This is a genomic window from Achromobacter marplatensis, assembly GCF_002209535.1.
In the GTDB taxonomy this organism is placed as follows: domain Bacteria; phylum Pseudomonadota; class Gammaproteobacteria; order Burkholderiales; family Burkholderiaceae_B; genus Achromobacter; species Achromobacter marplatensis.
Genome location: NZ_NJIG01000011.1, coordinates 46557 through 72519 on the forward strand (window position 1 = coordinate 46557; position 25963 = coordinate 72519).

The following is a 25963-nucleotide window of genomic DNA, read 5'->3' on the forward strand; positions in this document are numbered from 1 at the left end:
ATGTCGGCTGATAATTCACGCCGAGAAGCAGTTGGCGGTTTGGCGTGTTGCTGTGATCAACACCGCGGCGTTCATCCGCGGTCATAATATTTCCTATGCCTACTACAGACATCGTCATCAGCAATAAATTGGGTTTGCATGCGCGGGCGGCCGCCAAGCTGACGCAACTTGCCAGTAAGTTCTCAAGCGAGATCTTCATATCGCGTGGCGCACAGCGTGTGAACGCCAAAAGCATCATGGGCGTCATGATGCTGGCGGCCGGGCTGGGCGTGACGGTCAAGCTGGAGGCTTCGGGCGGCGACGCCGAGCAAGCCCTTTCCGAAATCGAAACTCTGTTCGACAGCAAATTCGGTGAGCAGGAATAGAACCCCCTCTGAAACAGCCGGCCTGAGCGCTGCCCGGGCCGGCTCGTCCACGACCCTGGACCCCGCATACGACGGATCTGGCGCTGCCAGGCCCGTCGTTTGTCTTTATGGCAAGGGGGTTGCCAAGGGATACGCCATCGGGCGGGCCGTCGTCATGGGCGCCGCCGCGCTGGAAGTGGCGCACTACCGGATATCGCCGGAAGATGTGCCTACGGAAAGTGCCCGACTGACCGACGCCCTGGCCTCGGCGCAGCACGAACTTCGGCAACTGGCCGACACCTTGCCGGCCGATGCGCCGCGCGAGCTGGGCGCCATGTTGAACGTGCACAGCCTGCTGTTGGGCGATCCCTTGCTGGCCGAGCAGACGCTGGCCCTGATTGCCGAGCGCCACTACAACGCCGAATGGGCGCTGACCACGCAAGGCCAGATCCTGGGCCAGCAGTTCGACGCCATGGAAGACGAATACCTGCGCGAGCGCGGGGCGGACGTCCGCCAGGTGATTGAGCGCGTGCTGCACGTGCTGGCGGGCACCTCCGCCATCTTGCCCGACATGTCCCACATGGGCGGCGATGATGCGCTGGTGGTCGTGGCGCACGATATTTCGCCCGCAGACATGCTGCGCTTGCGCGGCGGCCGCTTCGCGGCTTTCGTGACCGATCTGGGCGGGCCGACCTCGCATACGGCCATCGTGGCGCGCAGTATGGGCGTGCCGGCGGTCGTTGCCATGGGCAATGTGCGCGAGCTGGTCCGTGACGGCGACATGCTGATCATCGATGGCGCCGCGGGCGCCGTGGTCGTCAACCCGTCGGACCGCATCCTTCAAGAGTACCGCCGCCGCCAGGCCGTGTACGCCGACGAGCGGGCCGAGCTTGGCCTCTTGCGCGACGAACCCTCGGTCACGCTGGACGGCATCGACGTCGTCCTGCACGCGAACATCGAACTGCCCGAAGAGGCCGCACTGGCGCTCGCCTCCGGCGCGGACGGCATCGGCCTGTTCCGCAGCGAATTTCTGTTCATGGGGCGTCCGGACCTGCCCGGCGAAGAAGAGCAGTACGAAGCCTATTCATCGGTCGTGAAAGTCATGGCTGGCCGGCCCGTCACCATCCGCACGCTGGATATCGGGTCGGACAAGACGCTGGATGGCGAGGCCACGGTCGCCACCAATCCCGCGTTGGGCCAGCGGGCGATCCGTTATTGCCTGGCGCGTCCGGAAATGTTCGCGACGCAGTTGCGCGCCATTCTGCGGGCCTCAGCCCACGGGCCGGTGCGCCTGCTGATCCCGATGATCGCCCACATGCACGAAGTGGTGGCGACCAAGGCGGCGATCGAATCCGCGCGGCGCGAGCTGGATGCGCGCGGCCAGGCGTATGCGCCGCATATGGAAGTGGGCGCCATGGTCGAAGTGCCCGCCATCGCAATCGCGATCGAGCCCTTCGTCCAGGCGCTGGATTTTCTGTCGATCGGCACGAACGACCTGATCCAATACACCCTGGCGATCGATCGCGGCGACCACGATGTGGCCACGCTCTACGATCCGCTACATCCTGCCGTGCTGCGCCTGGTGGCCAACACCATCAATGCCGGCGAGCGTGCCGGCAAGCCTGTGGCGGTTTGCGGCGAAATGGCGGGCGATTCACGCATGACCCGGCTGTTGCTGGGCTTGGGCCTGACCGAGTTTTCGATGCACCCGCAGCAGCTGCTGGACGTCAAGCGCGAGGTGCGCCGGGCGCATTCCAATGCCTTGCGGATCAAAGTGGCCACCGCGCTGAACCGCGCCTTGCCCGTGGATCTGGACGCACTGGATCCCGCCTGAATCACGCTTCGGCAACGCAAAGTCAGTGAAATAAAAAAAGCCCGGAACCGCAAGGTCCGGGCTTTTTCTCATCCTTCAGGTGAATCAGCTGTGGTACGCCGATTCGCCGTGGCTCGTGACGTCCAGGCCTTCGCGTTCCTGGTCTTCCGGCACACGCAAACCGCACAGGGCGTTGGCGATCTTGTAGGCAATCCAAGCCACCACGCCGGACCAGACGATGGTCAGCAGCACGCCTTCCAGTTGGACCCACAGTTGGTGGGCGATCATGCCGGGCTCGGCCAGGCCGGGGCCGCCGAGGATTTGCGCGTTGAACACGCCGGTCAGCAGGGCGCCGACGATACCGCCCACCCCGTGCACCCCGAACACGTCCAGCGCGTCATCGGCACGCAAGAGGCGCTTCAGGCCATTCACACCCCAGACGCAGACGATACCCGCAATCACGCCGATGACCAGCGCGCCCACCGGGCCCACCAGGCCAGCGGCGGGGGTGATGCCCACCAGGCCGGCAATCGCACCCGAAGCGGCGCCCAGCATCGAGGGCTTGCCCTTGACAGCCCATTCCGTGAACAGCCAGGCCAGGACGGCGCCAGCGGTGGCGATCATCGTGTTGAAGAAGGCCAGGGTGGCGTTCTCGTTGGCGGCCAGGGCCGAACCCGCGTTGAAACCGAACCAGCCCACCCACAGCAGGGCAGCGCCCACGAAGGTCATCGGCAGGTTATGCGGCTGCATGGCTTCGCGGCCATAGCCCACGCGCTTGCCGACCACATAAGCACCCACCAGGCCGGCCACGCCAGCGTTGATGTGCACCACAGTGCCGCCGGCGAAGTCCAGCGCGCCCTTGGCGTTGAGCAGGCCCGGCGCCGTTTCGGAGGCGAACCACACCATGTGGGCGATCGGCACATAGGCGAACGTGAACCAGATCACCGTGAATACCAGCACCGCCGAGAAGCGGGCGCGTTCGGCGAAGCTGCCGACGATCAGCGCGCAGGTAATGCCGGCGAACGTGGCCTGGAACGATGCGAACAGCAGCTCGGTCAGGGTGTTCGACATGGCGTACTTGCCGTCAGCCGGCGTGAACATGCCAGAGAAGAAGGCGCGCGACAGGCCGCCGAAGAAGGCGTTGCCCTCGGTGAACGCGAGGGAATAGCCGTAGATGAACCAGAGAACCAGGCCCAGCACGAACGTGCACAGCACTTGCAGCAACACAGAGAGCACGTTCTTGCTGCGTACCAGGCCGCCATAGAACATCGCCAGACCGGGTACGGCCATCATCAATACAAGCAGGGTAGAGACGAGCAACCAGGAGATATCTGCTTTATCCATTTTCAGGCTCCAATGAGTCTTCTTTATTTATTTACAGCGCAGCTTCGCCAGCTTCACCCGTTCGGATACGGATCACCTGTTCCAGGGGGGCGGCGAAGATCTTGCCGTCGCCGATCTTTCCGGTACGGGCGGCTTGTTCGATCGCTTCGATGACCTGATCGACAAGGTGGTCGGGCACCGCGGCTTCAACCCGCAGCTTGGGCAAAAAGTCGACGGCGTATTCAGCGCCGCGATACAGCTCGGTGTGACCCTTCTGGCGTCCAAACCCTTTGACTTCGGTAACAGTCAGACCTTGGACGCCGATTCCGGATAGAGCCACCCGCACTTCGTCGAGCTTGAAGGGCTTGATGATGGCGATGATGAGTTTCATGGCATTTCCTCTCATGGTTGCACGTTGGCTTCGTCTATCAAGCAAGTTCCATGCCATGTTTGTTGAACCCGGGGAAGCGGGGTGGAGGCGCTCGAGTTGTGCTTGATTGCACCAATGCGGTGCGTCATGCACCACACATCAGCCTCAAGATGGTGCGTAATGCGGGGAATCAGGGCTTGCAACGAAATATGTTTCAAGCCCGACATTTGTAGCCAGTTGATGCTGCGATTGTTGCGGTTTGTCGTGAATTTCGGACCGGGCGGGCTTGTCGCACGTTGACGCGCTTCGGGCCGCACAGCGTTACAGGCCGTGGGTGTGGCTTGAATCAGGGGGCGATTCAGCCGCCTGCCAGCCAAGGGGCTGGCCGCCCGAAAATGGGGATGCGCTTGATACCGGGGTTTACACGGATACGCTTGTTGCCAAGGGGCCACTGAAGAAGAATCAGCAACAGCTCATGGCTCATCCAAAAGGGCCAGGGCGAATCGGGTCGCTGGAGACGTTCCCGGTGTGGCGGCCCGCCCTAATAAGAAGCAAGAACGGAAAGAGGACACCATGAAGATTCAACGCAAGATGATCGGCATCCTGGCGCTGGCCGCATCGGTAGGGGTGCTGGCGGGTTGCAACAAGAGCGACGAAAAGGCGGCCCCGCCGGCCGCGTCGACGACTCCGGCACCGACTGCCACCCCGCCGGCGTCGACGCCGCCTGCGGCGACGCCCGCGCCGACGACGCAGGCACCACCCACCGCCTCCACGCCGCCGACCGCCAGCACCTCGCCTTCCGTGCCTGCGGAGTGCGAAGCGTATCTGGCCAAGGTCAACGCGTGCATGGACAAGCTGGGCAGCAGCAACCCGGCAGCGGCCAGCATCAAGCAGCAGCTCGAATCGGCCAAGTCACAGTGGGCGGCGATCCCCGACAAGACCCAATTGGCGGCGCAGTGCAAGCAATCGTCTGACCTGTTCTCGCAGTCGGCATCCCAGATGGGCTGCCCGTAACGATGTTGGTAGGGGGTTGCCGCCATGGCAGCCCGGTTTTCTCCTGTGCTTTGATGGGCGGTCACCGCATGCGGCCCGCCCTCTTTTTTTGCCCATTCGTCCTGCAGCGCGGGGCCCGAAGCACTACACTTGAGGCATCAAGAACACCGAGAGGCCGCTATGAACAATCGCACCCAGTGGATGGAAGACATCCAGAAGAACATCTCCGACCTGATCGCCCGCAGCCCCGCTGCCGACGTTGAAAAGAACGTGCGCGCAATGATGGCGCAGGCGTTCACCAAGATGGATCTGGTCACGCGCGAAGAGTTTGACGTCCAATCGGATCTGCTGGCGCGCACCCGCGCCCGCGTGGATCAGCTGGCGGCGCAAGTGCAGCAACTGGAAGAGCGTCTTTCGGCGCTGGACAAGTAAGCTCCCGCCTGTCTGCATCGCTGCATTGACGGCCGCCAAGCGCGGCCGTTTTTCATTAGGGATCCCGGCGGGCAAGGGACGAATACGTCCCTGCCTTGGCCACGGCGCTTTGCTGATTGCCGATACTGACGGCCTTGTTCCCTTCGGGAGAGCGTCGTGACGCTTGCCGTTCTTGCCAGCCGGGCACTCAGTGGGTTGCATGCGCACGCCGTCCGGGTTGAAACGCATCTGGGTCCTGGGCTGCCCAGCTTCAACGTCGTGGGGTTGCCCGACACCGAGGTGCGCGAAAGCCGCGAGCGCGTGCGTGCCGCCATTCTCAACAGCGGGTTCGAGTTTCCGGCCGGCCGCATCACGGTGAATCTGTCGCCCGCTGATATCCCCAAGGAATCGGGCAGGTTCGACCTGCCCATTGCGCTGGGGCTGCTGCTGGCCTCTGGCCAGTTGGCCGCGCCCACCGACGGCGGCGGGCCGGATCTGCCCGCGCCTGATCCTTCCCTGGCTGGCCTGGTGCTGGCAGGCGAGCTGTCCTTGACCGGTGCGCTGGTGCCCGTGGCGGCCCCCTTGGTGATTGCGCTGAGCGTGGCGCGCGAGGCGCCGGACGCCACCTTGATCCTGCCGGCGGGCAGCGCGGAGCAGGCGGCTTGGGTGCCGGGGCTTGGCGTGCTGTCGGCGCGAAGCCTGGCGGACGTGGCCGCACACGTCACGGGGGCCTGCCGGTTGCCGGATGCGGTCCCTAAGGCGTGGCCGGCATCGCCGCCCGCGCCCTGCCTGTCGGACGTGCGGGGTCAGCCCGGCGCGCGGCGGGCGCTGGAAGTGGCCGCGGCCGGTGGCCATAGCCTGTTGATGATCGGGCCGCCTGGCGCGGGCAAGAGCATGCTGGCGTCTCGCCTGCCGGGCCTGTTGCCGCCCCTGCAGCGCAGCCAGGCGCTGGAAGCCGCCGCCGTAGCTGCGCTGGCGGGATTGTCCGAGGCGCTGATGGGCCATCGTCCGTTCCGGTCGCCGCATCATTCCGCGTCCGTCGCGGCGTTGGTGGGTGGCGGCAGCCGTCCGCGTCCGGGCGAGATCAGCCTGGCCCACCACGGGGTCCTGTTTTTGGATGAGCTTCCCGAGTTCAGCCGGCGCACGCTGGAGGCGCTACGCGAGCCACTCGAGACGGGCAGGGTGGTGATCGCCCGTGCCCTGCATGCCGCCCAATTTCCCGCGCGCTTTCAATTGGTCGCCGCCATGAACCCGTGCCCTTGTGGCTGGCGCGGGCACCCGGGGCGCGCCTGCATTTGCACGCCGGACCAGGTGGCGCGTTATGCGGGAAAGATTTCGGGCCCCTTGCTGGACCGCATCGACCTGCACGTGGCGCTGCCGCCATCCGACCCCGAATCCATGGGTGGTCCGCCTGGGGAGGCCTCCGGCCCGGTTCAGGAGAGGGTGATCCGTTGCCGCGACCGCCAGCAGGCCCGCCAAGGCAAACCGAACGCGGCGCTGGCCGGGGCCGAACTCGACCAGCATTGCGTCATGGACGGCGAAGCACAGGCGCTGCTGTTTCAGGCCATGCGCCGCATGGCGGGTTCCGGGCGGGCCCTGCACCGGACGTTGCGGGTGGCCCGCACGATCGCCGATCTGGAAGGGGCGGACGTGTTGGGCGCGGGGCATGTGGCGCAGGCGGTGCAGTACCGGCGCCCGGGGGTATGATGGGCCACTGAAACTCCTGGCTGGGCGTCAGAGGCGATCCCTTCCGCTTTTTGCCGCGCCCGACTCGACAAAGACCAGGAAATCACCATATAATCAAAGGCTTTCCCGGATCTGGCGTACCTTTTTGCCAAGAGCTGGGAGGAACCCGTGCCTGGCAGCGATGCCATAGCCCGGGGGGAATCGACCCAGCAGTGTCCAGCAGTAACCCAGTAGTAAACCCAGCAGTACCCCCAAGAAGTGACAACAGGTCTACAAGTTTTGCCGTTGCATTGGTGCTAGCCCTAGGGCTTTTTGCCAGCAACGCCAAGCACCTCGCGTCATGTCAAATCAACTACGAGTTTAAGTTTAGGGAATCATCATGCCCAAGATGAAAACCAAGAAAAGCGCCTCCAAGCGCTTTAAGGTTCGCGGCAGCGGCTCCATCAAGCGCGGTCAGGCGTTCAAGCGCCACATTCTGACCAAGAAGACCACCAAGGCCAAGCGTCAATTGCGTGGCTCGGCAGCGGTTCATGAATCCAACGTGGCCTCCGTCAAGGCCATGATGCCTTTCGCTTGATAAGGGAGATCTAATATGCCTCGCGTCAAACGCGGCGTAACTGCCCGCGCACGTCACAAAAAAGTCATTGCCGCCGCCAAGGGTTACCGTGGCCGCCGCGGTAATGTGTTCCGTATTGCCAAGCAAGCAGTCATGCGCGCTGGCCAATACGCCTACCGCGACCGTCGTAACAAGAAGCGCACGTTCCGTGCTCTGTGGATCACGCGTATCAACGCCGCCGTCCGCGAGCATGGCGTCAGCTACAGCGTGTTCATCGCTGGTCTGAAGAAGGCTTCGATCGAACTCGACCGTAAGGTCCTGGCCGATCTGGCCGTGCGCGACAAGGCCGGCTTTGCCGCCATCGTGCAGCAAGCCAAGGCTGCCTTGGCTGCCTGATCGCGCGCTTTAACTCATCGCGCATCGCTGCAAACGGGGCTGTAATAGCCCCGTTTGCGTTTTGAAGGCTGGATTTCATGACTCTATTGGTTGACGACCTGGTCTCCCAGGCGCAAGAACGGTTCGCCGCGGCTACGGATGCCGCCGCGCTTGAGAACGCAAAGGCTCGATTCCTGGGTAAGGAAGGCGCACTGACGGTGCTGCTGAAAGGCCTGGGCAAACTCGATCCCGAGCAGAAGCGCGAAATGGGCGCCCGGATCAATCAGGCCAAGCAAAAAGTCGAAGAGCTTCTGACTGCTCGCCGCGCCGCATTGGCGCAGGCGGAATTGGACGCCCGACTGGCCTCTGAAACCATTGACGTCACCTTGCCTGGCCGTGGTCGCGCGCCGGGTGGTATCCATCCGGTGATCCGGACCTGGGAACGCGTGGAAGCCATCTTCCGTTCCATTGGCTTCGATGTGGCCGACGGCCCCGAAGTGGAAAACGACTGGACCAATTTCACCGCGCTGAACAACCCGCTGGACCATCCGGCGCGTTCCATGCAGGACACGTTCTACGTCGACATGAACGACGCCGACGGCCTGCCGCTGCTGCTGCGCACGCACACCAGCCCCATGCAGGTGCGTTACGCCCGCATGCACAAGCCGCCCATCAAGGTCATCGCGCCGGGGCGTACCTATCGCGTCGATAGCGACGCCACGCACTCGCCCATGTTCCACCAGGTGGAAGGGCTCTGGATCGCCGAGGACATCTCGTTTGCCGATCTGAAAGGCGTGTACACCGATTTCCTGCGTTGCTTCTTTGAAAGCGACGATCTTGTCGTGCGTTTCCGTCCGTCGTTCTTCCCGTTCACGGAACCGTCCGCCGAAATCGACATGATGTTCACCTCGGGTCCCAACCGTGGCCGCTGGCTGGAGATCTCCGGCTCGGGCCAGGTGCACCCCGAAGTGGTGCGCAATTTCGGTCTTGATCCCGAGCGCTACATCGGCTTTGCCTTCGGTTCCGGACTTGAGCGCCTGACGATGTTGCGCTACGGCGTGAACGATCTGCGCCAGTTCTACGAAGGCGATTTGCGCTTCTTGCGCCAGTTCAACGAATAACAGACGGCTGATCATGCAATTTCCTGAATCCTGGCTGCGTACGCTGGTCAACCCTCCGATCGCAACCGATGAACTCGCGCACCGGCTCACCATGGCCGGCCTGGAAGTCGAAGAGACCGTGCCCGCCGCGCCCGCCTTCACCGGCGTGGTCGTGGGCCATATCGTCGACATCGCGCCGCACCCCGACGCGGACAAGCTGCGCGTCTGCCAAGTGGACGACGGTTCCGGCGAACGCCTGCAGATCGTGTGCGGCGCGCCGAACGCGGCCGCCGGCCTGAAGGTTCCGCTGGCCCGCGTGGGCGCGGAGCTGCCTGGCGGCATGAAGATCGGCGTGGCCAAGATGCGCGGCGTGCAATCGTCGGGCATGCTGTGCTCGGCCCGCGAACTGGGTCTGTCGCAAGACCATGCCGGTCTGTTGGAGCTGCCTGCCGACATGGTGCCCGGCCAGTCCATCCGCGACGCGCTGGACCTGGACGACGCGCTCTTCACACTCAAGCTCACGCCCAACCGCGCCGATTGCCTGTCGATCCTGGGTGTGGCGCGCGAAGTCGCGGCCTTGACCGGCGCGCCGCTGTCGGTGCCGACCGCCGTCGCCGTGCCCGTCACGCTGGATGAGCGCCTGCCCGTCAAGATTGAAGCGCCCGACCTGTGCGGCCGTTTCGGCGGTCGCGTGATCCGCGGCGTGAACGCCCGCGCGGCAACGCCCGACTGGATGAAGTCGCGTCTTGAGCGCGCCGGCCAGCGTTCGCTGTCCGCCCTGGTGGACATCTCCAACTACGTCATGCTGGAACTGGGCCGCCCGTCGCACGTGTTCGATCTGGACAAGATCGGCGGCGACATCAGCGTGCGCTGGGCGCATGAAGGCGAAACGCTGGAACTGCTGAACGGCCAGACCGTCACGCTGGACCCGAAGGTCGGCGTGGTGGTGGCGGGCGATCAGGTGGAAAGCCTGGCCGGCATCATGGGCGGCGAAGCCACCTCCGTGACGCTGGACACGCAGAACATCTATCTGGAAGCCGCGTTCTGGTGGCCGCAAGCCATTGCCGGCCGCGCGCGCCGCTACAAGTTCAGTTCGGAAGCCAGCCACCGTTTCGAACGTGGCGTGGACTACGCCAGCATTCCCGAGCACCTTGAATTCATCACCCGCCTGATCGTCGATATCTGCGGCGGCCAGGTCGGTCCCATCGACGACCAGATCGTCAACCTGCCGGCTCGTCCGCCGGTGCGCATGCGCCTGGCGCGCTGCCATCGCGTGCTGGGCGTGCCCGTCACGCAAGAGCAGGTCGCCAAGATCTTCGGCAGCTTGGGGCTGGAGTTCACGGTTGAAGGCGATGACTTCGTCGTCAGCCCGCCGTCGTACCGTTTCGACCTCGTGATCGAAGAAGACCTGATCGAGGAAGTGGCCCGCATCTACGGTTTCGAGAGCATCCCCGACGTGCCGCCGATGGCGCGCGCCAAGATGTTCTCGCAGCCGGAAGTGCATCGCGGCGCGCATGCGCTGCGCCGCCTGGCTGCCGCGCAGGACTACCAGGAAGTCGTGAACTACAGCTTCGTCGAAGCGGATTGGGAGCGCGACTACGCAGGCAACGAGACGCCGGTTCGTCTGGTGAACCCGATCGCCAGCCACCTGTCGGTCATGCGGTCCAGCCTGATCGGCGGCCTTGTCGCCAACATCCGCCACAACGCCAACCGCAAGCAGTCGCGCGTGCGCCTGTTTGAATTGGGCCGCGTATTCATGCGTGACGCGTCCGTCGAGGACGGTCCGCTGGAAGTGGCGGGCGTGAATCAGCCGATGCGCCTGTCGGGCGCGGCCTGGGGGCCGGCCATGGAAGAGCAGTGGGGCGTTCCGACGCGCCAGGTGGACTTCTATGACGTGAAGATGGATGTCGAAGCGCTGTTCGGCGCACGCGGCCGCCGCCTGCGTTTCGAACCTGCTGCACATCCGGCGCTGCATCCGGGCCGTAGCGCCCGCATCGAACTCGACGGTCGCGCGATTGGCTGGATCGGTGAACTGCACCCGCGTTGGGCGCAGCAAGCCGACCTGGCGCACGCGCCCGTGGTGTTCGAATTGAACGTGGATGCGTTGTCCGAAGGCGAGTTGCCGCAGGTGCGCGAACTGTCGCGCCAACCGGTGGTGGTGCGCGATCTGGCGTTGTGGGTCGATGCTCCCGTGTCCACGCAATCGATGCTGGACACCGTGGCCGCGGCCGTCAAGGCGGATGCGCAACTGGCCGTGGTGCAGGATGTGCGCGTGTTCGACGTGTGGCGCGAGAAGGCCCAGGGCAGCGAACCCGTCACCGAGAAAAGCCTTGCTTTCCGTTTCTGGCTACAGGACACTGAAGTCACGCTGGACGAAGCCCGTGTGGCGGATTGCCTGTCCCGCATCAAGGATGCATTGGTCAGTGCTCACGGCGCGCGCCAGCGTGCTTGAACCATGGGGAACAGTATGCTTGCTGCCGAGCCGCGCACTCTGACCAAGGCTGAGCTGGCCGAACTGCTCTTTGAGCGGGTCGGCCTGAACAAGCGCGAAGCCAAGGACATCGTCGATACGTTCTTCGAGGAAATCCGCGATGCCCTGGCTCGCGGAGACTCGGTCAAGCTTTCGGGCTTTGGCAATTTCCAGGTGCGTGACAAACCGCCGCGCCCTGGCCGCAACCCCAAAACCGGCGAGACCATTCCCATCGCCGCACGCCGCGTGGTCACGTTCCATGCGAGTCAGAAACTCAAGAGCGTGGTGGAGCAGGCGACCCCTGCTGCACCCGACGCCGCGGAGTGATACGCTTTGTCGGTAATTGTTATCGGCTTCCAGCGCCCGCGCGGCATAAAATTCGCTTATGACACGTACTGAACCCACCGTTACCTTACCGCCCATTCCCGCCAAGCGTTACTTCACCATCGGTGAAGTCAGCGAGCTGTGTGGCGTCAAGCCCCACGTCTTGCGGTACTGGGAACAGGAATTCACGCAACTCAAACCCGTGAAGCGTCGCGGCAACCGTCGCTACTATCAGCATCACGAAGTGCTGCTGATCCGTCGCATCCGTTCGTTGCTGTACGAACAAGGCTTCACCATCAGCGGCGCGCGCAATCGCTTAGGCGACGCGCGCGACATGCCGCATGATCAAGACGCCGCCGTGCGCTTGTCGGGCGCCGAAATGCAAGCCTTGCGCAACGAGCTCGGCAACGTTTCGACGATGCTGGCCGACGCGTTGGGCATGCCGGCAAACGCCGCCGCCAGCGTCACCCCCAGCAATGCGGGCTCGGCCGTTTAAGCGCTGAATTTCTTGTCGTCCAAGATTGTTTGATTGAACGCAGTATCTGCAACGCGCGTGGCTCTTGAAGCAACGCGCATTGCATCAAGCAGTACGTTGCGCCTCGCGCGCGCCGCCTTGCACGAAGCTCGTGCAGGCGACGAACATGAGGCGCAAATTTTTTTGAGTATTCAGCACTTTTTTTGCACCAATGCGTGCAAACTTATTTTTGTTCTGCTATACTCTTTTTCTTTCGGGGCGTAGCGCAGCCTGGTAGCGCACTTGCATGGGGTGCAAGGGGTCGCGAGTTCGAATCCCGCCGTCCCGACCAGCAATACCCTAGGGGGTTAGTGATGAAAATCACTAACCCCCTTTCTCATTGGCGCTTCGGAATCTTCATATTGATGGACAAGCATTGCTGATGCCGCAGACATTACGAGCATTCACTCAGCTCTTTGCTGTGCGCGTTATAAGGCCAAGCATCGTCAGTATTGTGGGCGCATCGCGTCGACATGCCAAACACGGGAAGTGCTGGTATAACACCAGCGGATTAGGCCAAATCTCTTCGCGCAAAGGATCCCCGTGACGACCAAGCTTCCGGCAAGCCGCTATTTCGCATTGACGGCAAGTACGCTCCGGCAACGGGGCGGCGCGCTATGGCGGTCTACGCCTTGGGCGTTCGCCGTGTTCGTCCTGACGCTGCCCATCGCGCTGCTGTTGCCGCACCTGTCCTTGGTGTATTCCCCATTCTTCTTGCTTGTTGTCGTGAACGTGCTGGCGTTGACGCGCCTGTCGGTCTCGTGGCTTCGGCAGACCGTGGCGGGCGGCCACGCGGATGATGCGGATTGGCGCTTGGGCAAACCGGAGTGGAAGGTCGTTGCCTTGCTTGCGCTGCTTATCGCGATAGGCATGGGGTTGATGTACGCCACCGCTAGAGTGCCGATTCTTCTTTATTTTTCATTGGACGCCAACGCCGATAGCGTGTTCTTCGTATGCCTGTTTTTGGCGCTTGCGGCGATATGGGCGCCTGTGCTGTATGGGGTCAGCACGTTTGCGCCGAGCCTTGCACGCGTTGCGGTATCGGGCCAGTACGATTTTTGGCGGACGCGTCAGGCGCGGCGTGTGCATGCGTGGCCGATGATGAGCATGCTGTTCCTGCTGGCGGTGTTCGTGGTGATCACGGGCGCCTTTCTATCCACCGCCGTTTCTGACATGTCGGCGGCCGCGATCGCACTTGGTCTCGCGGGCATCCTGCTGTGCATCGCGCTGGTGATGATGGCCACGACGATGTCCGCCGTGGCGTATCGCGAGCAGGCGGCCGGGGTCGCTGGCGCCGGGGATTGATTCGCCAGCAGTTCACGCCGTACGCACCGGGGTTTATTCCCCCAGCAGTTCGCGCAATTCGTCGGCCCTTTGAATGTTCAACAGCAGGGGGCAATAGCCGAACATCGGTGAGCCCACATAGGATGTCGCCAGGTCGCATTGGCCATTGCGGTATGCGAGCCATGCCTTTTGCGTTTGCTCCAGCTTGTTGGCGTCTTCCGCCGATTGCTGAGCCACGCGCGCATGCAGTTTGCCGTACAGCGCATTGATTTCCGCTTTGACCGACGCGGACACCGTACTGGAGCAATTCAGCACCGAAGTATTGTTGGTGGCGCCGGCCTCCGACAGGCAGCGGTCGTATTGGGCGGTGTAGTCTTTCGCGCCGGCGGCGTGGGTGGCGGTGGCCATCAGCATCAGGGCAAGGGCGGTCAGCGGGCGGATCATGGATGGGGGGTGTGATGAAGTTGCGCTGGGCACCAGTTTCCCATGAGCCAGAGGTGTTGTGTGATGTGGGGAAGTTTCGACTTTCCCCACATCCAGGAGCGGTCGCGGCGGGTGTCGACGCTGATCAGGGCGGGCGTGGGCAAGGAAGTGCCTGACGCCGCCCATCTGCTCAGCCTGGATCAGCCCGAAGCGATCTCGCGCCTGCTGGCGGATTTCATTTAGCGCCGCTTGTCTGCCCGCCGTGGCGCGGGCGGCAGCGGATTGCCGACATGGCTGGCCAACCAGTGTTCGATCTTGTCGTCCCTGCGGGCGGCCCAATCCTTGCCGATTTCCAGCACCAGCATGTTGCGGGTGTCGCCGTAGTCCTGGCCCGGTTCTTTCTGGAACATTTCACGCCAGATGTCGGATGCGACCAGATCCGTCGTCAACAGCACGCCGATGCCCTTGGCGTCGATCCACAAGGGCGCGGCCCGTTCGTCCACGTGTTTCTTCAGGTTTTCCAGCAGCTTCTGGGCGAGTGAGGCGTTGTCTTTCGAAGCCGAAATCAGGACCAGATATTGCCGGTGGTCGCTGGAGGGTTCGTCGGAGTCGCCAAAAGGGTTTTCCATGGTGTATTCCTTTCGGGTAAGCGTGCATTGGGGCGCAGATGCGTCCTTGGAGGACAGGTTACTCGACCGGGGCGCTGGTCCGGGGGTTTGCGGGGGCCGGGGACGGAGCTGTTATGACGAAAGTTCTTTCGATCTGTGCCTGTCGCGCGCTGGGGGCCCCTTGCATACTGGGTCTTTCCCCTTGGACAAGAGAAGCTCCCATGCGCTACCGATACGTCACCGCCGATGTTTTCACCACCCAGCCCTATAGCGGCAACCCGTTGGCGGTGGTGCTGGATGCCCACGGGTTGGAAACCGCGCAGATGCAGCGTATTGCGCGTGAATTCAATTATTCGGAGACCAGCTTCGTGCTGCCGCCGAAAGACCCTGCGCATACCGCCTGGGTGCGGATCTTCACGCCGGATCGTGAGGTGCCTTTCGCCGGGCACCCGAACGTGGGCACTGCCGTGGTGCTGGCTCGTGAGATGGTCGCTGCCGGACGTCCGGCGCCGGACTCGTTTATTTTCGAAGAGGCTGCCGGCCTGGTCCGGATCTCGTTGAAAACGGGCGCCAAGGGCGTGGAAGGCGTAGAGCTATTGGCGCCGCAGCCCTTGTCCCGCGCCAGCGAGGCGCCGGCGGCGGCGGTGGCCCGGGCGTTGAAGCTCGCGCCGTCCGATATCGACACGTCCGAACACGCTCCGCAGGTGGTCTCGGTGGGGCTGATCTTCCTGGTCGTGCAGTTGCGCAGCCGTGACGCCCTGCGCCGCGCGGCGCCGGATTCCGATGGCTATGCGGCCCTGCTGCCGCTGGATGGCGCGAAGTCCATCTATGTCTACACGACTGATACCGGTGGGGACACCGTGGACGCGCCGACGGACATCCAGGCCCGGATGTTCACCGGACGCATGACGGAAGATCCAGCCACGGGTAGCGCAACGGCGGCGATGACGGCGTTGCGCGCGGCGCTGCGCGGCGACGGGACGTTGCACTTGCGCGTGGGGCAGGGCGTGGACATGGGCCGCGCCAGCCTGTTGCTGGCGCATGCCGAGCCGCGCGCCGACGGCGTATGGGCGGGGGTGGCGGGCCAGGCGGTCATCGTCATGGAAGGAACGCTGCCCGCGCCTGCCATCGCCTGACGGGCACTAGCCGGATCTTGCCTGCCGCGCGCGGGCTCGTGTATGCTCTTTCGCATGAACGCGATCCCCTTTGCACCGGCATGCCGGGCAGATAACCGACGAATCACTCGACGACTACGTTGAGTGGCAAGTCACGTTCAGGCGCCGAGTCTTCGGCGCTTCACCCTGAAGGCCACGATACCCCTCGTGGCCTTTTTGTTTGTGCTTAATCCGTTCCCGCTCGCGAGGCGTATCGCAAGGCCTTCGTTTCCCTCATCCAAGGAACGAAGCATGACCCAGCAAGCCTTATCCATCCGGCCCTACCATCCCGCCGACGAGTCGGCCATCGTCCAGCTATGGCGCGATTGCGGCCTGACGCGTCCATGGAACGATCCGGCTAAAGACATCGCCCGCAAGCTCACCGTGCAGTCCGACCTGTTTCTGGTGGGCGAAGCAGACGGCGTGATCGTGGGCACGCTGATGGGCGGTTATGACGGCCATCGCGGCTGGATCAACTATCTGGCGGTGTCGCCCGCGCATCAAAGGCGAGGCTACGCCACCGTGCTGATGCGCGCGGTGGAGCGCAAGCTGCTGGAGATGGGGTGCCCCAAGATCAACCTCTTGATCCGCTCGGGCAACGTCGCGGTGCAAGGCTTTTACGAATCGCTGGGCTTTTCGTGCGACGAGGTGATCAGTCTGGGCAAGCGCTTGATCCCGGACCTTTGAAATGAAAAAGTCCGGCACGCGCTGGTGTCGGACTTTTTCATGTGCGCGGCAGCACGCTGCCGGCGATTCAGCTTAGATCGCGACCGTCAGGTAGACGGCTTCGCGGCCGACGATCGGCATGCGGGTCGGCATGAAGATCGTGCAGTTGTTGCACGGCGAACGGATTTCTTCGGTGCCGTTCATGGCGATCAGCTCGTCCTTGTCGAAGGTCTCGAAGCCGATGACCGGGCGGGTGAAATGGAAGTCTTCGGACTTCACCATGTGGACTTCCAGCAGCCGGTACCGCTGCGGCGCGGGCGGTGGTGTGGCGTCGGCCGGGGCATCGATCAGGCCCGTGTGCGCCAGGAACCGCAGCGTGACGTCGGTCGCCAGTTCAGCGGCGGACTTGGCGAAGTGCTGGCCGCATTCCACCACCAGCGCGCCGCCGCTGTCGGACAGCGGATCGCCGTGATGGCCGTAGCCCATGACGCCCGTGCCCGGGAACTTGTGCTGCGGCATCACCAGGTGCACGAGCGGTGCGCCGACGGCGGAGGCCAGCGCGGTATTGCGGTCCATCTCGTTATAGACCCAGAAGGGCTGTACGGGCGCGCGGGTCGAGTGAATGTCCAGCACGAAGTCGGCGGCGTCCAGCACTGGGCGCAGTTCGCGGGCGCGGCGCAGTTCGGGGCTGTCTTCAGTACCATCCAGCATGGCGGCCGACCAGATGCGGTTCAGGTTGTGAACGAGCTGGCGGTTTTCATAGGGCTGGTTGATGTCGAAGGCCTCGTAGGCTTCGACGTGGGCGAAGCTGACCGTCAGCGTACCGATCTTGGGTCGCACGCCGGTGTCCAGCAGATGGGTCGCGGCGACCATGCCACAGATCTCGTTGCCGTGGGTGATGGCGTTGATCAGCACGTGCGGGCCGGGCACGCCCGACTCGAAGCGGTGGACGTAGGGGATGCCGGTGTTGCCCTCGCGGTATGCCGAGAGGTCGCGGGGCAAGACTTCAAGGGGGGCGGTGTCGGGTTCGAAAGCGGGATTTTGCATGGGATGGAAGCCTATTCGGGGCGGATGCCGGCGCGGTCGATCAGGTCTTTATACAGCGCCAGGCGTTCGCTCATCATGGTGGTGAACTGTTGAGGGGTCTGGTTTTCAGGCGGCAGGGCGCCGGCCTTCTCCAGGGCTTGCGGCATGCCGTCCTGGCCGGCGACGGTGCGCACCGCGGCCAGCAGGGTCTGGATGATGTCGTCCGGCGTGCCGGCGGGGGCGGCCAAGCCGATCCACGACATGGCGTTGAGCACCGGGTAGCCCAGTTCGGCGAACGTGGGCACGTCGGGCAGCGCGTCCAGGCGTTTGGGCGCCGCCACAGCCAAGGCGCGCATCTTGCCGACCTGAATGTGGGGCAGGAAGGGTGCCAGGTTGTCCAGCGCGAACTGCGCCTGGTTGGACAGCAGGGCATTGATCAAGGGCGCGCCGCCGCGGTAGGGCACGTGCATGGCCTGGACCTGCAGCGTGTTCTTGAATAGTTCCGCGTTGAGCTGACCCATGCTGCCGATGCCGGCCGTGGCGTAGTGCAACTCGTCGGGCCGTGCCTTGAGCAAGGCCACGAATTCGGCCAGGGTCTTGGCGGGCACGTCGATGTTGGTCACCAGCACATTGGGCGTGCGTGACAACTGCGAAATGGACGTGAAATCCTTGATCGGGTCGTAGCCCAGGTCGCTGCGCATCAGCGGGTTGGCCAGATGCGAGCTTTGCGACGAGGCGACCAGCGTATAGCCGTCCGGTTTGGCGCGCGCCACGCGCTGGCTGCCGATGGCGCCGCCGGCGCCGTCGCGGTTCTCAATGATGACCGTCGTGCCCAGCGCCTTGCCCAGCGCTTCGGCATAGATGCGGCCGATCAGATCGACGGATCCGCCTGCGGGAAACGGCACGACCAGCGTAATGGGGCGGGAAGGATAGGCGTTGGCACGCGCGGCCAGGGGCAGGGCTGCGGCGCCCAGGCCGGCAAGGACGAGGCTGCGGCGCATCAGGGACGGCGCAGCGGAGTGGTGCTTCATGAAGCTCTCTTGTGAAGGCGGTCGGATTGGTCTATTTTGCAATATGCATTGCAGAGTGAAATATAAGATGCAATGAATATTGTGGAATTTGGGGTTATCACCTAGAGCCTCCCCTTGCGGAATCGCTGCCATCATGAATCTGAATCAACGCATTGCCACCTACGCCAAGAAACTCAGCAAGACGGAAAGTCTGCTGGTCGAGGAAATGCAGGCGCGCTACCCGCAAAGCTTGCTGGAATCCGCCACCGCGCTGGCCAAGCGCGTCGGCACCAGCGCATCCACGGTTGTTCGCTTGCTGGCCAAGCTGGGCTACGACAGCTATGCACAGGCGCAGATGGAGGCGCGCTCTGAGGTGACGGCGCGCCTGGCCTCGCCGGGCGAACGCGCGGATGCGGTCAGCGGCGACAATCCGTCGGCCCGGGCCTGCCTGCACAACGCGTTGCTGCATGACCAGCACAATCTGCAAGAGACCTTTGCGGCGATCGATGTGGCCGCGTTCGAAGCCGCCGTGCGCCTGCTGACCCAACGCAAGGGCCGCGTGCATGTGCTGGGCTTGCGGCAGGCCGCGCCCCTGGCCAGCCACGTGGCGCTCTACCTGAACCTGTGCCTGCCGTCGGTCAGGCCGATGGGCGGCGCAGGGCCGATGTTTCTGGAAGATCAACTGCTCTGGATCGACAGCAACGACGTGCTGCTGGCGTTCACGTTCAGGCGCTACTCGGTTGCCACGGCGAATGCGGTGAAGGTGTTCCGGCAGCGCGGGGGTAAAGTGGTGTTGATCACGGATGCGGCGTCCGCGCCAGCGGCCGCGTCCGCCCATCACGTGCTGGTCGCGCGCAGTTCCAGCGCATCGCCGTTCGATTCCTATACCGCGGCCTTCTCGGTGTGCAATGCCCTGCTGGCCGCTGTTGCGCAGCGCCGCCGGAAAGAGCTGGGGGCGGCGTTGGAGCGCGGCGAAGACCTGTGGGAGTCAAAGTGGATCCGGCCGGCGAGCGAGGGTTCGGCCGCGAAATAACAGGACCCGCCCTTGGTTTGGGGTAATCCAAAAAACTGGCCTAGTGGCATTCCGAGGCCCGATTTGGCCTGTTTTTTCGCGTCTGCAAGATGCGTTTGCACTACCTCGATTAGTGCAATGTGACCCGTTGAAAGGATCACTTTTCAAGCGCTTTTTTTTTTGGCATATTGCGCCCGGATACACCGATTTCAGGAGCAATAAGCATGAGCGCGTGGCCGCAGCGCCATATCGATGGCTTTCAAGTGGGATGCGAGATCGTGAGTCTGGATGCCGGCGTGCTGGCTATCGAGGTCACGGTTCGCCGATCAGGCGATGGCGATTTTCAACAGCGCTGGTCATTACCCAGATTCGTGACATTCGCAGATGCGGCGGTGGCCAGGCGCCATGCCGAACTGGTCCTCTCCGGGATCGTTTCGGTGGACGAAGCGACGGGCGAGCCGCGTTATGGCATCCTATAACTGCGCGGGCCGGGGCGATTGCCCTACCAAATGTTGCTGCCCGCGTGTGGAAAGCGGCAACAGGTAGGTTTTGTTTCGTTTATCACAACGTGTGCCTTGTGCCGATTGGATTGGCCGGTACAGTGGTAGTGGAAGACAACAATAAAGGAGAGTTCCATGTTTGATACTTTTCCTGTCCTGCGTCGTGTTGGCCTGGCGGCCGCGACCATCGGTGTAGCAGGCCTGCTGTTCGCAGGCTGCACCACCAACACCCCCAAAAACACCGCGACATCATCGGAGAAGCGCGAGTCGATGAATAGCGCGGCCAACGCCACGTTGACCAAGCTGTACGCGGCCTCGCCGCAATCCAAGGAACTGGTGGCGCGCGCCAGGGGCGTACTGGTGTTCCCTGACGTCCTGAGCGGCAGCTTCATTGTGGGCGCCGAGCATGGCAATGGGGTGCTGCGCGTGGGCGGCGCCAATGCGGGCTACTACAGCACGACTGCGGGTTCCGTCGGCTTCCAGGCCGGTGCGCAATCCAAGGCCATGGTCCTGCTGTTCATGACGGACGATGCATTGAACAAGTTCCGCAATAGCAGCGGTTGGACCGTCGGCGCCGACGCCACGGTGGCCGTTGTGAATATCGGCGCGAACGGCCGTATCGACACCAATACGGCGCAGCAGCCCGTTGTCGGCTTCGTGATGAACAACGGCGGCTTGATGGCAGGCGTGTCGCTGGCCGGCACCAAGATCTCCAAGCTCGACTGGTAAGCGCGCAACGCTGAAAAGCAAAACGCCGCGGAAATTTCCGCGGCGTTTTGTTTTGCGTGGCTCTTCAGCCGAGAAGGGTGTCGCCGTTGTTGCGTACGGCGTTTTCGCGTTGCATTTCGGCTTCTTCGATGTTCGGGTCCAGGCCGCGCCAGCGCACGATACGGCCGCGGTCTTGCTCGGGTTCCCAACCCAGCATGCCGTAGCGCGTGATTTCAGTTTCGCCTGTGTCGAATTCCACTTCAAAGTAGCCCTGACGATCGGGTAGCGTGCCGCCGGGGAACCATTCAGTTTCGGGCATGGTTTGCTCCTTGCTAAGCGATGGGAGGGATGCCGGCGCGCGATCGCGTCGACGCGTCCATTGTGCGGGCGCGGGCGGCATCCCGCAAGTTTCCGAAAGCGTCGCCCGGTATCAGGCGAGCGGAACGGCGGTGGTGTAGAGCACCTGCTTGAGCGCGAAGCTTGAGCGGATGCTGGCGACCCCCGGGATGCGCGTGATGTGTTCGACGATCAGGCGTTCCAACGCATCCACGTCCGGTACCAACGCGCGGATCAGGTAGTCGGCGTCGCCCGACATCAGATAGCACTCCATGATTTCGGGCAGCACCGCGATTTCCCGTTCAAAGACGTCGAGTGCCGCCTTGCGCTGCTTGTCCAGCGAGATCTGGATGAACACGTTGACTTTCAGCCCCAGCTTGCGCGCATTCAGCAACGTGACCCGGCGATCGATCAGGCCCTCGGTTTCCAGGCGGCGCACCCGAGCCAGACAGGGCGAGGCCGACAGGTTCACGCGGGCGGCAAGTTCGACGTTGGTCAGGCGCGCATCGCGTTGGAGTTCGTTCAGAATTCGGATGTCAGTGGCATCCAGGTTGATTTCCGGCATAAGTCACCTAGGTGTTATCGATCGGCAGTTCGTTTGTGCTGGGGATGTAGTGTATAGAAGTGAATTGAGGTGAAATATGCCGGGGTTTACCCTATAGACTATTTCTTCCTTTGGTCAATCGGCCAAATCGCAGAATAATCAAGCGGTAGATCGAGCAGTAATGAGTCAGCAAAGCACGTTGCGCAAGTTTTTGCCATTGATCGGGGCGGTCATGGTCTGGGGCGGGAATTGGCCTGTGATGAAGTTGGGCTTGGCGCACATGAGCCCGCTGTGGCTGGCCGCCAGCCGCTTCGGATCGGCGGCGCTGATCAGCGTGCTGGTGCTGGGTGCAATGGGGCGCTTGCGCTTGCCGACGCGCCAGGAATGGCCGCTGGTGGCGGGCGTGGCGTTGCTGCAGATGGGCGCCTTCACGGCATTGGCGCTGTGGGCCCTGCAATACGTGGCGCCCGGGCGGGCGTCCGTCATCGCGTACGCCACCTCGATCTGGGTAATACCGCTGTCGGCGCTGATCCTGAAAGAACGCCTGTCGGCGGGGCAATGGCTGGCCACCGCGCTGAGCTATGCGGGCATCGGCGTGATCGTCGCGCCGGCCTTCAGCCCGTGGCAGGCGCATACGGTGATCGGTCTGGTGATGCTGCTGGGCGCCTCGTTCGCGTGGGCGTGCAACATCATCCAGCTGCGCGGCAATCGCCATGTGCGCCTGGGGGCGGACATGATCCCGTGGCAGACCGCAATCGCCACCGTGCCGTTGGCCGTGCTGGCCTGGGTGCGCGACGGCGCGCCAGCCTTTCTGGCGGTGCCGGACGCCTGGCCCATCATCCTCTACACGGGTCCGCTGGCCACCGCGCTGACCTTCATCGTCGTGCTGGGCATGACGCAGAAGATGCCGCCCGTGGCCACGTCCATCGCAATGCTGTGCGTGCCGGTGATCGGCCTGGTCGTGTCGTCGGTGGTATTCCATGAGCGCATCTCGGCCGATCTGGCGCTGGGCCTGTCGCTGATCGGCGCGAGCGTGGCCGCGTCTGCCGTGGCGTCGCGCTTGAAGCGGCCGATGGTGCTGCGGCCATCCTAGAACGCTCTAGAATGGTTTCGCGCCGGGGAGGGCCTGGCACGTCATCCGGGTGCAGGGCTTAAATGGATTCGCTATATGTGCTGGTCGTGGTTGGCGCCATGGCCGCGGGGTTTGTGCAGGGCTTGTCGGGATTCGGGTTCGGGATGGTGGCCATGTCGTTCTGGGCGTGGACCATCGACCCCAGGCTGGCGGCCGCGATGGCCGTGTTCGGCTCGTTGACCGGACAGTTGCTGGCCGCGTTCACGGTACGGCGCGGTTTTGCGATGACGCAGCTGCTGCCTTTCATCGCAGGCGGGCTGTTGGGCATCCCGCTGGGCGTGATGCTCTTGCCGCATCTGGAACCGTTGATATTCAAGGCTTTCATCGGCGCGCTGCTGGGCATTTGGTGCCCGGTCATGTTGTTTGCGACGCGTCTGCCGAAGATCACCGCTGGCGGCAAAGTGGCCGACGGCGTGGCGGGCGCGGTGGGCGGCATCATGGGCGGCATCGGCGGGTTCACGGGCGTCATCCCGACGTTGTGGTGCACCTTGCGGGGGTTCGACCGCGACGTGCAGCGCTCGGTGATCCAGAATTTCAATTTGTCCATGCTGGCAGTGACGATGGCGACCTATGTGTTCACGGGCGTGGTCACGCGCGACATGCTGCCGCTGTTCGCCATGATCGTGCCCGCGATGCTGGTGCCTACTTTGCTGGGGGCGCGCCTGTACGTCGGCATCAGCGATCTTGCCTTTCGCCGGATCGTGCTGGGCCTGCTGACGCTGTCGGGCATTGCCTTGCTGGCCTCGTCGGTGCCCAAGCTGCTGGCCTAGCGGCAAGCGCCTGCGCCGGCATGCTATCGTTGAGGGATTCAAGAGAGAATCACGCATGGCATTGCATCGTTTCCAGAAGGGCGAACTGGGTCATTGGCTGCGACTTGTCGCTGACAATTCCGAGCCTGATACCGCTCAAGTCGACGTGCCCGACGAAGTCGCGAAGGCGCTGGTGACCTTGCGTTGCGTTCAGGCGGGCCCCGATGGCCGCTGGCTGATCACCGAAAAGGGCAAGCTCGCCCTTCGCATGGAAGAGCCGGGCGCTATCCACGTGCGCTGACGGGAGAGGGCGCTGGCAACGATTGCTGGCGCTTCAAGCCCCCATTCCGGCCCCAATCAATCATCTCCACAAGGCGGCGTGTTGCGCGCAGACACCCGAATTTCCGCATAGTTTGCGAATGATTTCGCTGTATGTCGCGAGTTCATGGGTATTGGCGGGGCAGTACGGGAATCTCCTGAGACGGAATGTTCGATTTGGCATCTTCCAGACGTATCGCACATGCTGCGTCGCCAGTAAGATGAACTTGCGTGACGCTTTCAGGTCTATTCATTCATGCGGGATTTCTGCTCCCGCCACGTCACGCGTGGTTCACGCGTTTAGGTAACCGACTGGGAGGTAGCACATGCAGCATCGTGACCAGGAAGTACTGATCGACGTTTCCACAGCGGCCATGGATACCGGCGGATATGGCGTTTTGCTGACGGTAACGGCCGAGGGCGGCACCGAAGTGGATGCCGCATTTTCCCACTTGGGCAACTGCGCTTCCTTGGACGAAGCACGTGATCGCGCGGAAATCTTCGCGCAGAACTGGGTCGAGGAAAATATCTTCCGATAGGGCACTGCGCCCTGGGCGAAGCTAAGCGGTCAAACCGGTCTGTGCGCGCATGACGCTGCGGAGAATGCTCGAAAGTTTGCGACGAAAATTTCGGTTATCGTTGCTGCTCCAAAACCTGGGGCCCTATTCGGGTATGCGTCGTTCCAAGATGACTGCCGCACAGACCAATCATTCTCTCGCGGAGCACATCCGCGCGCTGCGCGAGCATTTCGACGGTGTCATCCTGCCCTTATGGATGGGGAAGGGCTTCAATGACGCAACCGGTCTGCCCTATGAATCGCTGGACGCCGCGACGGGTGCGCCGCTTGCGCCCGTGCGCTATCGCGCGATGGCGTGCGCACGCCAGTTGTATGTGTTTGCGCAAGCGCCGGGCGCGGCCTGCGCTCAGCATGCCGACCGCCTGTTTGATTCCTTGCGACGCGTGTTCCGCGACGAGGCGCACGGCGGATGGCGATACAGCGTGGACGCCGATGCGCGTCCGCTGGATGAAACCCAGGATCTGTACACGCATGCGTTCGTCGTGCTGGCCTGCGCGGCCTATTTCCAGCGCAGCCGCAACGCCGATGCACGCAAGCTCATGCTGACGACCGCATCGACGATCGAGGCGCGCTTCAAGACCCGCGACGGGCTGTACCACGCCGCGCTCAACCCTGACCTGAGTCAGCCGCTGCGCCCGCCCGCGCAGAATCCCATGATGCATCTGACCGAGGCCTATCTGGCCGCGGCCCAGGTGGCTGAGCCGGCGCTGTTCGCCCAACATTTGCGCGGGCTCGCGCAAGCGATCAGCCAGTTCTTCGTGCATGCGCCCACCCAGTGCATCTCCGAGGCGTTGCAGGGCACCGCAGACAACCGGCTGGAGCCGGGGCACCAGTTCGAGTGGCTGTCGCTGGTGCACGGCGCGGCCGAGGTGTTCGACGGACTGGATCTGGCGGAGTCGCTGCCGCGCGCGGTGCAGTGGTCCCGTCGGCATGGCGTGGATGTCGGGGGAGCTGGCGTGCTGGCGTCGCTGGATGAGTCCGGCGCGGTCATTGACGATACGCGGCGGATCTGGGCCCAGACGGAGTACCTGCGGGTCCTGGCGGTGCTGGGCGATTGGCCGGCGCTGGCGGCAGGGTTGGCCAGTTTCCGGGCTCGATTCCTGCACGACGGGGGCTGGTTCGAGTGCCTGGATGCGAGCGGGGCGGTGGTGCGCGCCGACATGCCGTCGACATCGCCCTACCATTTGGCGACCTGTCTAGCGGCGTTGCCGGGCGTTGTTTAATTGCCCCGTTAACAATTATTGTCCTTGTGTTGTCATGAATTGATAGAAAAACATTGGTGAAATCCCTTACAATTTGCTAACACTGTTTGTGGGGAAGCATCAATGAGCGTTATGTGCTTGGCTTGCCAACGCATTAACCCGGGGCTGTCGGGCGTTGCGCCGCATTCGCACCTGGGACATCAAGGTTTCACCAATCCGACCCAGAAAGGGCGTGAGGAAAGCCGTGAAGACCATTTCCGCTGCCTGAACTGCGGCGCGAAATGGCTGCGTGAAACCGACAAGTGGGGCGTGGACCTGGGCTTCAAGCTGGCGCCTTGAGTCGCGTTGCGTTGTCGCATTGAAAGCGGGCCTCTGGAAAGAGGCCCGTTTCATTTTGCAATATATTACGGCCGCCATCTGAAACTTCGTGCATCC

At 63.3% G+C, this 25963-nt stretch carries 32 protein-coding genes and 1 tRNA gene; 25 read left to right on the forward strand and 8 right to left on the reverse strand.

The window, feature by feature from the left end; all coding sequences use genetic code 11:
* Positions 1-95 precede the first annotated feature (95 nt).
* Positions 96-365: an HPr family phosphocarrier protein gene (locus CEY09_RS22970; protein WP_006226962.1), complete on the forward strand. Its 270-nt coding sequence runs from the start codon at positions 96-98 to the stop codon at positions 363-365.
* Positions 366-420: 55 nt separating this feature from the next.
* Positions 421-2178, forward strand: coding sequence for a phosphoenolpyruvate--protein phosphotransferase (ptsP, locus tag CEY09_RS22975; RefSeq protein WP_088590475.1), 1758 nt, complete (start codon positions 421-423; stop codon positions 2176-2178).
* 84 nt (positions 2179-2262) lie between these two features.
* On the opposite strand, the gene amt is transcribed toward ptsP, so the two are convergent.
* On the reverse strand, positions 2263-3501 hold the full coding sequence (amt, locus tag CEY09_RS22980) for an ammonium transporter (protein ID WP_006226960.1): 1239 nt from the start codon (positions 3499-3501) through the stop codon (positions 2263-2265).
* Between the two features lie 31 nt (positions 3502-3532).
* Positions 3533-3871: a P-II family nitrogen regulator gene (locus CEY09_RS22985; protein WP_006218735.1), complete on the reverse strand. Its 339-nt coding sequence runs from the start codon at positions 3869-3871 to the stop codon at positions 3533-3535.
* A gap of 552 nt (positions 3872-4423) precedes the next feature.
* On the opposite strand from CEY09_RS22985, the gene CEY09_RS32190 reads away from it, so the two are divergent.
* From CEY09_RS32190 to CEY09_RS23040, 11 genes are all read left to right on the forward strand, one after another.
* The gene (locus CEY09_RS32190; RefSeq protein WP_006226959.1) at positions 4424-4864 is read left to right on the forward strand and encodes a DUF5339 family protein; all 441 of its coding nucleotides are present in this window, start codon (positions 4424-4426) and stop codon (positions 4862-4864) included.
* Between the two features lie 159 nt (positions 4865-5023).
* A complete protein-coding gene (locus tag CEY09_RS22995) occupies positions 5024-5275 on the forward strand; it encodes an accessory factor UbiK family protein (protein ID WP_006226958.1) in 252 nt (83 codons plus the stop codon).
* A 156-nt stretch (positions 5276-5431) separates the two neighbouring features.
* A complete protein-coding gene (locus CEY09_RS23000; RefSeq protein WP_088590390.1) occupies positions 5432-6961 on the forward strand; it encodes a YifB family Mg chelatase-like AAA ATPase in 1530 nt (509 codons plus the stop codon).
* 358 nt (positions 6962-7319) lie between these two features.
* Positions 7320-7517, forward strand: a complete 198-nt coding sequence (rpmI, locus tag CEY09_RS23005; RefSeq protein WP_006226956.1) for a 50S ribosomal protein L35 — start codon at positions 7320-7322, stop codon at positions 7515-7517.
* 15 nt (positions 7518-7532) lie between these two features.
* Positions 7533-7892: a 50S ribosomal protein L20 gene (rplT, locus tag CEY09_RS23010; RefSeq protein ID WP_006218741.1), complete on the forward strand. Its 360-nt coding sequence runs from the start codon at positions 7533-7535 to the stop codon at positions 7890-7892.
* A 77-nt stretch (positions 7893-7969) separates the two neighbouring features.
* Positions 7970-8992 (forward strand): phenylalanine--tRNA ligase subunit alpha, encoded by a 1023-nt coding sequence (pheS, locus tag CEY09_RS23015; RefSeq protein WP_035213969.1) that lies wholly within the window; start codon positions 7970-7972, stop codon positions 8990-8992.
* Positions 8993-9005: 13 nt separating this feature from the next.
* On the forward strand, positions 9006-11423 hold the full coding sequence (pheT, locus tag CEY09_RS23020) for a phenylalanine--tRNA ligase subunit beta (protein ID WP_088590391.1): 2418 nt from the start codon (positions 9006-9008) through the stop codon (positions 11421-11423).
* A 3-nt stretch (positions 11424-11426) separates the two neighbouring features.
* On the forward strand, positions 11427-11768 hold the full coding sequence (locus CEY09_RS23025) for an integration host factor subunit alpha (RefSeq protein ID WP_006218744.1): 342 nt from the start codon (positions 11427-11429) through the stop codon (positions 11766-11768).
* A 58-nt stretch (positions 11769-11826) separates the two neighbouring features.
* Positions 11827-12261, forward strand: coding sequence for a MerR family transcriptional regulator (locus CEY09_RS23030; protein ID WP_088590392.1), 435 nt, complete (start codon positions 11827-11829; stop codon positions 12259-12261).
* Between the two features lie 233 nt (positions 12262-12494).
* Positions 12495-12571 (forward strand) — tRNA-Pro (locus tag CEY09_RS23035).
* A gap of 251 nt (positions 12572-12822) precedes the next feature.
* Entirely contained in the window at positions 12823-13584 is a 762-nt protein-coding gene (locus CEY09_RS23040; RefSeq protein WP_143219573.1) for a hypothetical protein, read from the forward strand.
* 33 nt (positions 13585-13617) lie between these two features.
* Here CEY09_RS23040 and CEY09_RS23045 read toward each other — a convergent pair whose 3' ends face one another.
* Positions 13618-14007 (reverse strand): lysozyme inhibitor LprI family protein, encoded by a 390-nt coding sequence (locus tag CEY09_RS23045; protein WP_088590394.1) that lies wholly within the window; start codon positions 14005-14007, stop codon positions 13618-13620.
* Between the two features lie 63 nt (positions 14008-14070).
* Here CEY09_RS23045 and CEY09_RS32195 point away from each other — a divergent pair, with 63 nt between their 5' ends.
* Positions 14071-14229: an alpha/beta fold hydrolase gene (locus CEY09_RS32195; protein ID WP_158218681.1), complete on the forward strand. Its 159-nt coding sequence runs from the start codon at positions 14071-14073 to the stop codon at positions 14227-14229.
* Here CEY09_RS32195 and CEY09_RS23050 read toward each other — a convergent pair.
* On the reverse strand, positions 14226-14615 hold the full coding sequence (locus tag CEY09_RS23050) for a hypothetical protein (protein ID WP_006226948.1): 390 nt from the start codon (positions 14613-14615) through the stop codon (positions 14226-14228). The two genes, CEY09_RS32195 and CEY09_RS23050, sit on opposite strands and share 4 nt — an antisense overlap.
* A gap of 200 nt (positions 14616-14815) precedes the next feature.
* On the opposite strand from CEY09_RS23050, the gene CEY09_RS23055 reads away from it, so the two are divergent.
* Positions 14816-15730: a PhzF family phenazine biosynthesis protein gene (locus tag CEY09_RS23055; RefSeq protein WP_088590395.1), complete on the forward strand. Its 915-nt coding sequence runs from the start codon at positions 14816-14818 to the stop codon at positions 15728-15730.
* 270 nt (positions 15731-16000) lie between these two features.
* Positions 16001-16435: a GNAT family acetyltransferase gene (locus CEY09_RS23060; protein WP_088590396.1), complete on the forward strand. Its 435-nt coding sequence runs from the start codon at positions 16001-16003 to the stop codon at positions 16433-16435.
* A 72-nt stretch (positions 16436-16507) separates the two neighbouring features.
* On the opposite strand, the gene CEY09_RS23065 is transcribed toward CEY09_RS23060, so the two are convergent.
* Both CEY09_RS23065 and CEY09_RS23070 read right to left on the reverse strand, forming a co-directional pair.
* Positions 16508-17461, reverse strand: coding sequence for a M14 family metallopeptidase (locus tag CEY09_RS23065; RefSeq protein WP_006226945.1), 954 nt, complete (start codon positions 17459-17461; stop codon positions 16508-16510).
* A gap of 11 nt (positions 17462-17472) precedes the next feature.
* A complete protein-coding gene (locus tag CEY09_RS23070; RefSeq protein ID WP_088590397.1) occupies positions 17473-18471 on the reverse strand; it encodes a Bug family tripartite tricarboxylate transporter substrate binding protein in 999 nt (332 codons plus the stop codon).
* A gap of 133 nt (positions 18472-18604) precedes the next feature.
* On the opposite strand from CEY09_RS23070, the gene CEY09_RS23075 reads away from it, so the two are divergent.
* From CEY09_RS23075 to CEY09_RS23085, 3 genes are all read left to right on the forward strand, one after another.
* Entirely contained in the window at positions 18605-19483 is an 879-nt protein-coding gene (locus CEY09_RS23075; protein ID WP_088590398.1) for a MurR/RpiR family transcriptional regulator, read from the forward strand.
* 203 nt (positions 19484-19686) lie between these two features.
* Complete coding sequence (locus tag CEY09_RS23080; RefSeq protein ID WP_006226942.1) at positions 19687-19941, forward strand: hypothetical protein; 255 nt, start codon at positions 19687-19689, stop codon at positions 19939-19941.
* Positions 19942-20097: 156 nt separating this feature from the next.
* The gene (locus CEY09_RS23085; RefSeq protein ID WP_006226941.1) at positions 20098-20691 is read left to right on the forward strand and encodes a BPSL1445 family SYLF domain-containing lipoprotein; all 594 of its coding nucleotides are present in this window, start codon (positions 20098-20100) and stop codon (positions 20689-20691) included.
* A gap of 64 nt (positions 20692-20755) precedes the next feature.
* Here CEY09_RS23085 and CEY09_RS23090 read toward each other — a convergent pair whose 3' ends face one another.
* Both CEY09_RS23090 and CEY09_RS23095 read right to left on the reverse strand, forming a co-directional pair.
* Positions 20756-20989, reverse strand: coding sequence for a hypothetical protein (locus CEY09_RS23090; RefSeq protein WP_088590399.1), 234 nt, complete (start codon positions 20987-20989; stop codon positions 20756-20758).
* Positions 20990-21100: 111 nt separating this feature from the next.
* On the reverse strand, positions 21101-21571 hold the full coding sequence (locus tag CEY09_RS23095) for an Lrp/AsnC family transcriptional regulator (protein ID WP_006226939.1): 471 nt from the start codon (positions 21569-21571) through the stop codon (positions 21101-21103).
* A gap of 160 nt (positions 21572-21731) precedes the next feature.
* Between CEY09_RS23095 and CEY09_RS23100 the strand changes: the two genes are divergently transcribed.
* The 6 genes from CEY09_RS23100 to CEY09_RS23125 all read left to right on the forward strand — a co-directional run bounded on the left by CEY09_RS23100 (position 21732) and on the right by CEY09_RS23125 (position 25867).
* Entirely contained in the window at positions 21732-22643 is a 912-nt protein-coding gene (locus CEY09_RS23100) for a DMT family transporter (protein ID WP_088590400.1), read from the forward strand.
* A gap of 62 nt (positions 22644-22705) precedes the next feature.
* A complete protein-coding gene (locus CEY09_RS23105) occupies positions 22706-23452 on the forward strand; it encodes a sulfite exporter TauE/SafE family protein (protein WP_088590401.1) in 747 nt (248 codons plus the stop codon).
* A gap of 55 nt (positions 23453-23507) precedes the next feature.
* Positions 23508-23732, forward strand: a complete 225-nt coding sequence (locus CEY09_RS23110) for a hypothetical protein (protein WP_006226936.1) — start codon at positions 23508-23510, stop codon at positions 23730-23732.
* A gap of 343 nt (positions 23733-24075) precedes the next feature.
* A complete protein-coding gene (locus tag CEY09_RS23115; RefSeq protein ID WP_006218759.1) occupies positions 24076-24288 on the forward strand; it encodes a hypothetical protein in 213 nt (70 codons plus the stop codon).
* Positions 24289-24436: 148 nt separating this feature from the next.
* Positions 24437-25549, forward strand: coding sequence for an AGE family epimerase/isomerase (locus CEY09_RS23120; RefSeq protein ID WP_088590402.1), 1113 nt, complete (start codon positions 24437-24439; stop codon positions 25547-25549).
* Positions 25550-25651: 102 nt separating this feature from the next.
* Positions 25652-25867 carry a hypothetical protein gene (locus tag CEY09_RS23125; protein ID WP_006226934.1) on the forward strand — a complete coding sequence of 72 codons (216 nt, stop codon included), beginning with the start codon at positions 25652-25654 and terminating at the stop codon, positions 25865-25867.
* The last annotated feature ends 96 nt before the right edge of the window (positions 25868-25963 follow it).